Origin of the sequence: Isoptericola sp. NPDC057191 (genome assembly GCF_042670225.1) — a bacterium.
Lineage (GTDB): Bacteria > Actinomycetota > Actinomycetes > Actinomycetales > Cellulomonadaceae > Isoptericola.
Genome location: NZ_JBHUWC010000203.1, coordinates 1 through 7,127, shown reverse-complemented (window position 1 = coordinate 7,127; position 7,127 = coordinate 1). Strand labels below are relative to the sequence as shown.

The 7,127-nt window shown below is 74.0% G+C and carries 6 protein-coding genes; 4 read left to right on the top strand and 2 right to left on the bottom strand.

Features of this window, described 5'->3' with window-relative positions:
- Positions 1-1,683 (top strand): beta-N-acetylhexosaminidase (locus ACFT55_RS17995; RefSeq protein ID WP_380245215.1); only part of this gene is annotated, 1,683 nt, incomplete at its 5' end.
- 31 nt (positions 1,684-1,714) lie between these two features.
- Here ACFT55_RS17995 and ACFT55_RS17990 read toward each other — a convergent pair.
- A complete protein-coding gene (locus ACFT55_RS17990) occupies positions 1,715-2,407 on the bottom strand; it encodes a helix-turn-helix transcriptional regulator (RefSeq protein ID WP_380245214.1) in 693 nt (230 codons plus the stop codon).
- Positions 2,408-2,478: 71 nt separating this feature from the next.
- Here ACFT55_RS17990 and ACFT55_RS17985 point away from each other — a divergent pair, with 71 nt between their 5' ends.
- A complete protein-coding gene (locus ACFT55_RS17985) occupies positions 2,479-3,216 on the top strand; it encodes an alpha/beta fold hydrolase (protein ID WP_380245213.1) in 738 nt (245 codons plus the stop codon).
- 58 nt (positions 3,217-3,274) lie between these two features.
- Here ACFT55_RS17985 and ACFT55_RS17980 read toward each other — a convergent pair whose 3' ends face one another.
- On the bottom strand, positions 3,275-4,273 hold the full coding sequence (locus ACFT55_RS17980; RefSeq protein ID WP_380245212.1) for a DUF4349 domain-containing protein: 999 nt from the start codon (positions 4,271-4,273) through the stop codon (positions 3,275-3,277).
- A 217-nt stretch (positions 4,274-4,490) separates the two neighbouring features.
- On the opposite strand from ACFT55_RS17980, the gene ACFT55_RS17975 reads away from it, so the two are divergent.
- Both ACFT55_RS17975 and ACFT55_RS17970 read left to right on the top strand, forming a co-directional pair.
- On the top strand, positions 4,491-5,642 hold the full coding sequence (locus ACFT55_RS17975) for an ROK family protein (protein WP_380245211.1): 1,152 nt from the start codon (positions 4,491-4,493) through the stop codon (positions 5,640-5,642).
- An 87-nt stretch (positions 5,643-5,729) separates the two neighbouring features.
- Complete coding sequence (locus ACFT55_RS17970) at positions 5,730-7,079, top strand: extracellular solute-binding protein (RefSeq protein WP_380245210.1); 1,350 nt, start codon at positions 5,730-5,732, stop codon at positions 7,077-7,079.
- The last annotated feature ends 48 nt before the right edge of the window (positions 7,080-7,127 follow it).

Sequence of the window (7,127 nt, the reverse complement as noted above, 5' to 3'; positions counted from 1 at the left end):
GCGGGGGCCGGGCGGGCGGGGGCGCGGGTGGTCGCGCACCCCGCCCTGCGTGCCGCGGCACGGTGGTGGCGGCGCGCGAGCGAGGACGCGTTCGGCCTCGACCTGGCGCTCGCGGGCGACGGCACGGACGCCCCGCCCGCCGACGTGGTCTTCGCCATCGACGGCGCAGTCCCCGCCGGCAGCTACCGGCTGGCCGTCACCGACGACGGCGGCGGCGGCGCCGTCGTGCGCGTCGCCGCTGCCGACCCGGCCGGCGCGCACGCCGCGGCCCAGACGCTCCGCCAGCTCGCCGGCCCGCAGGCGTTCCGCCGGGCGGGGGAGGGCGTGCCGCTCGTGCTGCCCGTCGTCACGGTCCAGGACTCGCCCCGGTTCGGCTGGCGCGGGGTGCTGCTCGACGTCGCGCGCCACTTCCTGCCGAAGGCGGACGTGCTGCGGTTCGTCGACCTGGCGGCCGCGCACCACCTGAACGTGCTGCAGCTGCACCTCACCGACGACCAGGGGTGGCGCGTGGAGGTGGCGCGCTACCCGCGGCTCACCGAGATCGGGTCCTGGCGCCGCGAGTCCGGCGTCGGCACCTGGCGGGCGGGTCGTTACGACGGCCGCCCGCACGGTGGCTTCTACACGCCGGACGACCTGCGCGAGATCGTCGCCTACGCGCGCGAGCGCGGCGTGACCGTGGTCCCCGAGATCGGGTCCCCGGGCCACGTGCAGGCCCTGCTGACCGCCTACCCGGAGCTGGCGGCGCGTCCCGGGGCGCACGAGGTGCGCACCACCTGGGGCATCAGCGAGGACGTGATCGACCCGTCGCCCGCCGCCGTCGAACTCTTCCAGGGCGTGCTGGACGAGGTGTGCGAGATCTTCGACTCGCCGTTCGTCGCGCTGGGCGGGGACGAGGTGCCCGTCGGTGCGTGGCGGGAGCGCCCCGACATCGTGGCGCGCGCCGCCGGGCTCGGCCTCGTCGGTCCCGACGGCGAGGGGGACGTCGCGCGGCTGCACGGCTGGTTCCTCGCGCGGCTGGCGGACCACCTGCGCTCGAAGGGCCGCCGCGCCGTCGTGTGGGACGAGGCGTTCGGCCCCGACCTCCCGCGCGACGTCGTCGTCACGTGCTGGCGCGGCCACGCGGTCGCGGCCGACGCCCTCGCCGCCGGGCACGACGTGGTCATGGCGCCGGAGCAGGAGGTCTACCTCGACCACCGCGCCGCCGACGGCGTGGACGAGCCCGTTCCCGTCGGCTTCGTCCGCACGGTCGAGGACGTCCGCGCCTTCGAGCCGCTCCCCACGGGCCTGCTGGCCGCGCGCCCCGAGCTCGAGGGCGACCTGCCCGGCAGCCTGCTGGGGGCGCAGGCGCAGCTGTGGAGCGAGCACCTCGACTCCGTCCGACGCCTGGACTACGCGGCCTTCCCGCGTCTCGCCGCGTTCGCCGAGGCGGTCTGGAACCCCGCGGCGACGGGCTTCGACGAGCGGCTGCGGGAGGCGCACCTCGCCCGGCTGGACGCCGCGGGCGTGGAGTACCGGCCGCTGGACGGGCCGCGACCCTGGCAGCGCCGGCCCGGCGTCACCGGCTACCCGCGCGACCTCGCGGCGGAGCGCGCCGAGGCCGGGTGGGCGGGGATGGGCGGCTGGGTCGAGGGGCGCGACGGCGCGGAACCGGACGCCGAGGTCCCCGCCGGCGAGGTGTACTGACCGGGCACGGCTGATCGAGCCCGCGGCTCGGTCAGCCGTGCACGGGTCGGGCAGTGGCCGGCGGTGTCCCGACCTCGTCGACGGTGTGGTCGCCGCACGGGGCCGAGGTGACGACGGCGTGCTGGATGCGGTCCAGTCGGAACCAGCGCATGGCATCGCGGAGCCGGCACCACCCGATCAGGTACCAGCTCCCGGTCACGGACCCGAACAGCACCGGCTCGACATCCCGGGTGGTCGGGGTGCCGTCGCCGGAGGCGTAACGGATCCGCACCACCTTCCGGTCGGTCATCGCCTGTTCGACCGCCGAGGTGACGACCCGGCTCACCCGCGCGGACGGCGCGTCCACCCACACCCGGCCGGCGAGCTGCTCGGCCTTCTCGCGGGTCCGAGGGTCGAGCACGTCGAGGATCTTCCGCACGGCTGCCGCTGCGAGATCGGCGTAGGGAGCATCGGCTGCGGCCGTGGCGGCCGCGAGGAGAGCCACTGCCTGCGCGGGACTCAGGCTCACCGGCGGCAGCGACGCTCCCGGGGCAAGGCCATAACCCCCTCCGGGTCCAGGCCTCGACCAGACCGGTGCTCCGGTGGCCTCCAGAGCAGCCAGGTCACGCTTGATCGTGCGCACCGAGACCCCGAACTCTGCGGCCAGCCGTTCAGCGGTGGAGCCACGGGCACCCCGGCGCCGCAGCGTCTCGGTGAGGGCATGAAGACGCTCCGATCGCTTCATGCGCTCACGTTACCGATTCGTGTCAGAAATAGTGACACCCTGTTGTCCAGCGTGACTGCGACGGTGGTGTCATGACCACTCACGAGAACGCGACGATCGTCCTGGTTCCGGGCCACTGGTTGGGAGCCTGGGCCTGGGACCAGGTCGTGGAGCGCCTGCGCGAGACGGGAAGTCGGGCGATCGCGCTCACCCTGCCCGGGCTCGACCCCGACGACCCCCAGCGCTCTGCACGGACCCTCGACGACCAAGCGACGGCTGTCGAGGATGCGCTGAGAACGGCAGCAGGCGCCGGCCGGCCGGCAGTCCTGGTCGCGCACAGCGGAGCCAACGCCCCGGCCAGCATCGTTCTTGATCGCCACCCGGAACTGGTCGCTCACATGGTGTGGGTGGACAGCGGCCCGGTAGCACCCGGGACCGTCTTCGCACCGGACCTGCCGGCAGACCTGGTGGAGCTGCCGCTTCCCGGCTTCGAGACGCTCGGGCAGCAGGCCAGCCTCGAAGGTCTGGACGTCGATGACCTGCGTCGGTTCCGGGAACAGGCGGTGGCGGAACCTGGCCCTGTCCTGCGGCAGGCGGTGGACCTGTCCCACGCCGACCGCCTCGGTGTGCCGACCACGTTGGTGTGCTGCTCCATGCCGAGCGCTCAGGTCCTCGAGCTCGCCGACGCCGGCCACCCGATGTTCGCCGAGGTCGCTCGTCTGCAGCGCGTCGACGTCGTCGACCTGCCGACGGGGCACTGGCCCATGTGGAGTCGCCCGCGCGAGCTGGCAGACGCCATCGCTGCCGTCGCCGCTGCGCCCCGAGCCTGAGAGCACTCGCGCACGTCACCGGGAGGCACGGGTCGCGTCGCGCCGCCCGTCGGCCGGTTCACCGGCCCGCGGCGACCGGCTCAGGTGCCTCGTCCGGGGCGTCGTCGGGCGCGGGGCGGGGGACGTCTGGTCCGTCGGGGCCTCCGGTCGAGCCCCCGGGTCCGCTGGGGGCGCCGCCGTCGGCGTCGGCCGCGGGCCTGCTGCGCCGGCGCAGCCACCGGTACCCGAGGTAGCCGAGCGCGGCGACGGCGAGCCAGGGGAGGAGGACGCCGAGGACCAGGACCACGGTCTGGACGGTCGTCACCAGCGCGCTCCACCCGGACGCGAGGCCGCCGACGAAGCCGCCGCGGGACTGCGCGGCGGCGACGGGCTCGGGGACGAGCTGCACGTCGAGCGTCGACATGGCGACCTGGTCGGACAGCCGCTGCCGCTGCGTGGTGAGGGCGTCGAGGTCGGCCTGGCGGTCGGAGAGCTCCTGCTCGACCTCGAGCAGGTCCTTCGTGCTGCTGGCGGTCTTCATGAGGTCGCGCAGCCGGTCGGTCGACGTGGTGAGGGCGGCGATGCGGGCGTCGAGGTCCTGCCCCTCGCCGGTGACGTCCACGCTCTGCACGTCGACGTCCTCGACCGTCCCGAGCTTGTCGAGCGCCTCCACGGCGCCCGTCATCCGGTTCGCGGGCAGCCGCACGGTCATCGACGCGGACCCGGGGGAGTCCGGGGTGGAGGCGGTCTCGGTGCGTCGTTCCACACGGCCGCCGGCCTCCTCGACGAGGCGCGCGAGGCGGCTCGCCGCGGCCGCGGGGTCGTCGGCCACGACGGTCGCGCTGCCGGTCGTGACGATCTCCCGCTCGGCCGCCGCGCCGGCGGGGTCGGCCTCCGCCATCCCGTCGGTCGCTGCCGGGGCCTCGGCCGCCCCCGCGCTGTCCGAGACCCCCGACGACGACGCCTCGTCCCCGCGGTCGGACGAGCAGCCCGTGACGACGAGCAGCAGCGCCGTGGCGAGCGCCGCAGCGACGGCGGGCGCACGGCGGCCCCGGACCGGACGTGGGGTGGCAGCCATGGGTCCGAGCGTAGGGGCGGGGGCACGTCGTCCCAGGTGGGGACCGCGGGATCGTGACAAGACCGTGCTGAGACCGTGACCTTGCGCGGTGACGCTCGGTCGAGACCCCCGGCCCGATCCACCCGGCCCGATCCACCCGTCACGATCCGGTAACGCGTCCCGGGGCGGCGGGTCAGCAGATTGACACCGACCTTGTTAAGACGCTGTACTAACAAACATGTCCACGCCGACGACGCGCGCGCCACGACGAGGTCTGGGTGCCGGCCTGCGAGCCACCTCCAAGGTGCTCCCCGAGCACGCCCGGGCGCACAACCGCTCCCTCGTGCTGCAGCACCTGTTCCACGAGGGGCCCACGTCGCGTGCCGACCTCGCCCGCGCGACGTCGCTGACCCGTGTGACGATCTCCGACCTGGTCAACGTGCTCCTCGCCGAGGGCCTGGTCGAGGAGCTGGGCGTGCAGCCCGGCCGCCGGGTCGGCAAGCCCGCGATCCTCGTCGGGATGCGCACGGACGCCTACCAGATCGTGGCGGTCGACCTGTCGGACGACGCGGTCATGCGCGGTGCGGTCATGACGCTCACGGGCGAGGCCGTCGTGCGCCGGTCCCTGCCGGTCTCGGGCCACGTGGGAGACGAGCTCGTCGACCTCCTGACGCGCTTCGCGCGCACGCTCATCTCCGCGGCCACGCGGCCGGTCGTCGGGGTGGGCGTGGGCTCGCCGGGCGTGGTCGACGACGCCGGCCGCGTCATCGAGGCACCCAACCGGCAGTGGACGGACCTGCCCCTGGGCGAGATCCTCACGGACCGCCTGGCGCTGCCCGTGCACGTCGCCAACGACGCCAACTCGGCCGCGCTCGGCGAGTACACCTACGGTGGCGCCGCCGGCTCGATGCTCGTGCTCACGGTCGGGCAGGGCGTGGGCGCCGGCGTGATGGTCGACGGCTCCCGCGTGCACGGCTCCGCCGACGCCGCCGGGGAGCTCGGCCACGTCACGGTCGTGGACGACGGCGAGCCCTGCGCCTGCGGTCGGCGCGGCTGCCTCGAGACCGTGCTCGCCGTGCCGGCGCTGCGCCGCGTCGTCGCCGGGCTGGACCCGGCGGACGCGGACGAGGCGCTCGCCCGCGTCGGGCGCACGCTCGGCACCACGCTCGCGCCGGTCGTCGGCGCCCTCAACCTCGCCGAGGTGCTGCTCAGCGGCCCCCCGGAACTGCTCGACGGCGCGCTCCGCACCGCCGCCCTGCAGACCCTGACCGACCGCACGATGCCGGCCACCGCCGCCGGACTGCGGCTCCGGATGGCCACGCTCGACGAGGACGTCGTCCTCTCCGGCGCGGCCGTCCTGGTGCTGGCCGCCCAGCTCGGGGTCTCCTGACCCCGGCTCGACGACCCGCACCCAGCAGCTCCGACCCTGACGTCGCGCTGCTCAGAACGACCCTGGACAGATCGAGAGGAATCCCCAGTGAAGAGGACCCGTGTCGTCGCCGCCGGCGTGGCGACGAGCCTGACCCTGGCGCTCGCGCTCTCCGCGTGCGCGCCCGCCGACGACGAGAGTGCCGGCCAGGACGGCGGCACCCCCGAGGCCGGTGACATCACCCTGTGGCTCGCCGGCGCGGACACGAACGACGACCTGCGCAAGTACCTGGTCGACACGTTCGAGAAGGAGAACCCGGGGTCCACGCTGACGATCGAGGAGCAGGACTGGACCGACCTGGTCACCAAGCTCACGACCGCGCTGCCCGACGCCGCGAACACGCCGGACGTCGTCGAGATCGGCAACACGCAGGCCCCGACGTTCACCTACGCCGGCGCCTTCCGCGAGATCTCGCCCGAGCTGTACGAGGAGCTGGGCGGCGACAAGCTGCTGCAGTCCTTCGTCGAGGCCGGCTCGATCGACGACACCAAGTACGCGCTGCCCTACTACTACGGCTCGCGCTTCATGTTCTACCGCAAGGACATCTGGAAGAAGGCCGGTCTCGACGTCCCCCAGACGCTCGAGGAGTTCGGCGACTCCGTCAAGAAGCTGCGGTCGAAGAAGCAGTCCGGCTTCGCGATGGGCGGCCAGGACTGGCGCAACGGCATCTCCTGGGTCTTCGCGAACGGCGGCGAGCTCGCCGTCAAGGACGGCGACCAGTGGAAGTCCACCCTGTCGGACCCCAAGACGGTCGCGGGCCTCGAGCAGTGGCAGGACGTGTTCGAGGGCTCCTCGAACCTGCCGGCCACCGCGAAGGACGTCGCGTACTGGGACTTCCTCAACGACGGGACGGACGGCGAGGCGCCCGACGCCGCCACGATCATGGCGCCGGGCTGGGCCCGCTGGTCCATCGGCGACCTGGTCAAGGGTGACGACGGCAAGGAGGTCCCCGACGGCATGGCGGACGACTCCAAGTTCGACATCTTCGCCCTGCCGGGCGTCGACGGCGGCGTCGCGCCGGTGTTCGCCGGTGGCTCCAACCTGGCCGTCTCGGCCAAGTCGCAGCACCCGGAGCTCGCGGAGAACCTGCTGAAGGTCGTCTACTCGGACGAGTACCAGACCAAGCTCGCGCAGGCCGGCCTCGGCCCGGCCAACTCGGACTTCGACAAGCTCATGACGGTCGACGCCGACGGCAACCCGAACAAGTTCGGCGAGGTCACGGTGCAGACCGCCCAGGCCTCCAAGCTGACCCCGGCGGCGCCGGGCTGGGCCGCCGTCGAGGGCGCCCTCGTCTACGAGGAGCTCTTCCAGAAGATCGCCGAGGGCGATGACGTGAAGATGCTCGCCGCGCAGTACGACGAGAAGCTCACGCCCATGCTCAACGGCCAGGCGGGCTGACCCCCTCAGCCCCCACCCCCGACGGGTGGAGCGGCGCCGGTCCGGTTC